The organism is Streptomyces aurantiacus, assembly GCF_001418335.1.
Lineage (GTDB): Bacteria > Actinomycetota > Actinomycetes > Streptomycetales > Streptomycetaceae > Streptomyces > Streptomyces aurantiacus.
On record NZ_LIPP01000463.1, the window covers coordinates 1 to 3,960 of the forward strand.

A 3,960-nucleotide genomic window follows, 5' to 3' on the forward strand; every position below is an offset into this window, starting at 1 on the left:
GCCCCCGTCCCTGTCCCCGTCCCTGTCGTTCGTCATGCCCGCCCCTTCACGTCGAACGCGTCCCGCAAGCCGTCGCCGACCGCGTTGAACGCGCACACGACGAGGATGATCGCCAGACCCGGCGGCACGATCAGCCACCACCGCCCGGAGTACGCGGCCGTCAGCCCGGCCGACAGCATGCCGCCCCAGTCGGTGGCGGGCGGCTGGACACCGAGGCCCAGGTACGACACGTACGCGACGAGCAGGATCGCGTCGGCGACCTGGAACGTCGCCGCGACGACGACGGTCGACACCGAGTTCGGCAGGATGTGCCGGAAGATCGCCCGGCCGTGCGTGCCGCCGATCGCGCGCAGCGTCAGCACGTAGTCCCTGCTCTTCAGGGTGAGCGTCTCGGCCCGTACGAGACGCGACGGGACGAGCCAGGACACCAGCCCCAGGATGAGGATCAGCCCGAGGGCGTCCGGCGTCGTGATCGCCGAGACGACGAGCAGGACGAAGAGCGCCGGAATGGCGATCCCGGCGTCCACGATCCGCATCATGACGGCGTCGAGCCAGCCGCCCGCGTACCCGGCGACCGCGCCCCACAGCGTGCCGACGACGGTGGCGAGGAGCCCCGCCGCGAGCCCGACGAGCAGGGAGATCCGCCCGCCGAACATCAGCCGCCCGAGTTCGTCGTGCCCGACCGCGTCCGTCCCGAGCCAGTGCGCGCCGCCGGGGGAGAGGTTCACCTGGCCGAGGTCCGTGTGGGTCTGGTCGGTCGAGTACAGCAGCGGGCCCACGAAGCAGAACAGCAGGAAGAGGACGACCATCGCGAGGCCCGCGACCGCGAGCCGATTGCGGGCGAACCGCCGCACGGAGAGGCGGTATCCCGTGGCCCGCACCAGGGTGGCCGCCTCGGTCTGGAGTACGGCACTCATGTCCGGCCCGCCTTCGTCCGAGGGTCGATGAGCCGCTGTACGACATCGGCGAGCAGGGTGCCGATGACGGTCGCGACGGAGATGACGAGCACGCAGCCGAGCAGCACCGGATAGTCCGAGGACTGCGCGGCGCTCCAGAACAGCAGCCCCATCCCGGGGTAGTTGAAGAGCTGCTCGACGACGAGCGCACCGCCGAAGAGCACGGGCACGTAGTAGCCGAGCATCGCGACGACGGGCGTCAGGGAGTTGCGCAGGACGTGCCGGCGCAGGATCGCGCCCGGCCGCGAGCCGCCGGCCCGCGCGGTCCGTACGTAGTCCTCCTGGAGGTTCTCCAGGGTCGCGGCACGCATGTAGCGGCTGAACACGGCGACCATCGAGGCCGCGCCCGCGACCACCGGCAGCACCAGGGCGTTCGGCTGGGCGAACACGTCGGCGAGCGTCTCGCCCTGCGGCGCCTGCGACGGGAACCAGTCGAGGACCTGGGTGAACACGAGCACGAGTACGAGTCCCAGGAAGTACACGGGAGTCGCGTACGCGACGAAGCTCAGCGTCGTGATGACGTAGTCCACCGGCCTGTTGCGGCGGACGGCCTGCCACATGCCGAGCGGGATCGCCAGGAGCAGCCCGAGGAGCGCGGACAGCACGGTCAGGACGAGTGTCTTCGGCAGCCGCTGCTCGATGAGCCGGGAGACCGCCTCGTTGAGCGTGTACGAGGTACCGAGGTCGCCCCGGAGCAGCGTGTGCAGGTAGTGGGCGTACTGGACGGGGAGCGGCCGGTCGAGGCCCTGCTCGTGGTTGAACGCCGCGATCTGCTGGGCCGTCGCCTGCGGGCCGAGGATGCCGCGGGCGGGACCCCCGGGCAGCGCGTGCAGCAGGCAGAAGACGACGACCGTGACGATGAGGATCACCACGAGGGCCTGGAGGACCCGCCGGATCAGGTAGAGAGTCGTGTCCATGGGGTGCTCTCCTCAGCCCGTCCTCGGCCGGTGGACCCGGACCCGGACCCGGACCCGGTGGACCTGGGGCACCTGGTGTGGCGCCCTCACTTGGTCCACTTCCACTGCGCCGGGTGGAAGTCGGCGAGCGAGTCCTGCGAGAAACCGCCGAGGCCGTTCTTGACGACCGAGACCTGGTAGACGGGCGCCGGGAGCCAGACGACCGGCAGATCCTTGGCGACGGCCGCGCTGTAGTCCCGTACGGCCCCCGGGTCCGTGGACGTCGTGGACGCGGTGATCAGCTTGTCGACGTCCGGGTTCGCGTAGTTGCCGAAGTTCGAGCCGCCCCCGGTCTGGAACAGCGAGTCACCGGTCGGGAAGGCGCTGAAGTACCAGCTGCCGGCTGTGCCGAAGAACGACAGCTGCCACTTGCAGACCGGCTGGCCCGACGTGCACTGCGGGGTCTGCGAGAGCACCGAGTTGACCGGCGCCGTCTTGATCGAGAACTTGATGCCGGTCTTCTCAAGCGAGGACTGGATCGCGCTCATCATGTTGTCGGTCACGGTCGAACCGGACTGCGACAGCACGCCCATCTCGAACTTCGTGCCCTTGGCGACGCCCGCACCGCACTGCGAGGCGCCGGTCCCCGGGTCCGTGCAGACCATGACGCCGCCCTGCTCGGCCCAGCCGTGACCGGTGAGCAGGTCCCGGGCGGCCTTCGTCGAGAACGGGTACGGGTTGTCCTTCTGCTCCGGCGAGACGAAGTCGGAGGTCTGCGCCTGCGGGACGGGGCCGTAGCCGGGCACCGCCGTGCCGTTGAAGATGACCTTCGACAGGCCGCTCTGGTCGATCGACCGCTGCACCGCCTGGCGCGCGTACAGCTGCTTGAACACCGCGCCCATGGCCGGGTTGTTGAAGTTGTACGGCATGTACGTGATCGCCCAGCCGGACCACGGCTTGACGGTGTAGCCCTGCGCGGTGAACCGGTCCTTCTGGTCGAGGTCGGTCGCCTCGATGTAGCCGTAGTCGACGCTTCCGGAGCGCAGCGCGTTCTTCTCGGCGTCCGCCGTCGTGAACGGCAGCAGGTTCACGGTCGCGATGCCGGGCTTCTCACCGCCGTCGTACTTCTTGTTGGCGGCGAGCACGACCTTCCCGGACGTGGCGAAGGACTTGACCGTGTAGGGGCCGCTGACGGTCTTCCACAGCGGGTCGCTGTCGTAGCCGGAGATGTTCTTCGCGGCGGTGTTGAGATACGTCCAGACTTTCTTCGCCCCGGCGGTGGTTCGGTCGGCGTCGGACACCTGCGCGGACGCGCCGGCCTTGTCCCACACGTGCTGCGGCAGCGGTTTGACGAGGCTGAGCTGATTGGCCAGCATCCACTGGGAGTTGTAGGCCCGGTCGAAGGCGATCGTGAAGTGCCGGTCGTCGACGGCCTTGAACGAGGTCCAGTTGTCCGGCGCCCTGCCGGGGTTGTAGCTCGCCCACTGAGCCTTGTTCGCCTTGATGAGGTTGAACCAGAACTCGACGTCGCGCGAGGTGACCGGCTTGCCGTCGCTCCAGCTCCGCTTGCCGAGTGTGACCTTGACGCTCTTGCCGTCGGCCGCGAAGTCGGCGCCGGTGGCGACCGATCCTGCCTTGTTCCAGGCGATCTTCCCGGTCGAGCCGTCGTACGCGACCAGCGGCTCCCACAGGCTCTCGGCAATGGAGTTGTTGTTGGTGTTGAGGTGCGCGGCCGTGCCGATCGGCAGGATCCAGTTCGGGGTGAAGTTGGCCGGCAGCGCGTAGTTGATGGAGTCGGGGGACGCGGAGGACGTGTCGTTCGTGCCGGAGCAGCCCGCGAGCAGCAGTGTGCCCGCCGAGACGACGGCACCGGCGACGAGCGTCGTACGAGCAGGGGACATGGCTCTCCTCAGATGAACAAGGTCTGGATGCGCAAGGCCGGAATCGGACAGCGGCGCTCGGCGGAGCCAGTCAACGACCGCCGTGTCCGAAGAAACAGGCAGCCCGCTGTAAAAAGTCTGTTACTGCTGTTCTGGAAAAAGTCGCGTGGGGGACATACGGGCATACGCTCAGGGCCCCGACCGCCGAGTCCCCGGCTTCCCCCGCAC

The 3,960-nt window shown here is 68.8% G+C and carries 3 protein-coding genes; all 3 read right to left on the reverse strand.

Features of this window, described 5'->3' with window-relative positions; translation table 11 throughout:
* Positions 1-32: 32 nt before the first annotated feature.
* A complete protein-coding gene (locus AOK01_RS38715) occupies positions 33-917 on the reverse strand; it encodes an ABC transporter permease (protein WP_055520136.1) in 885 nt (294 codons plus the stop codon).
* The gene (locus AOK01_RS38720) at positions 914-1,873 is read right to left on the reverse strand and encodes an ABC transporter permease (RefSeq protein ID WP_055520138.1); all 960 of its coding nucleotides are present in this window, start codon (positions 1,871-1,873) and stop codon (positions 914-916) included. The genes AOK01_RS38715 and AOK01_RS38720 overlap by 4 nt, the downstream gene beginning before the upstream one ends.
* An 86-nt stretch (positions 1,874-1,959) precedes the next feature.
* Entirely contained in the window at positions 1,960-3,753 is a 1,794-nt protein-coding gene (locus tag AOK01_RS38725; protein WP_055520141.1) for a peptide ABC transporter substrate-binding protein, read from the reverse strand.
* Between the last annotated feature and the right edge of the window lie 207 nt (positions 3,754-3,960).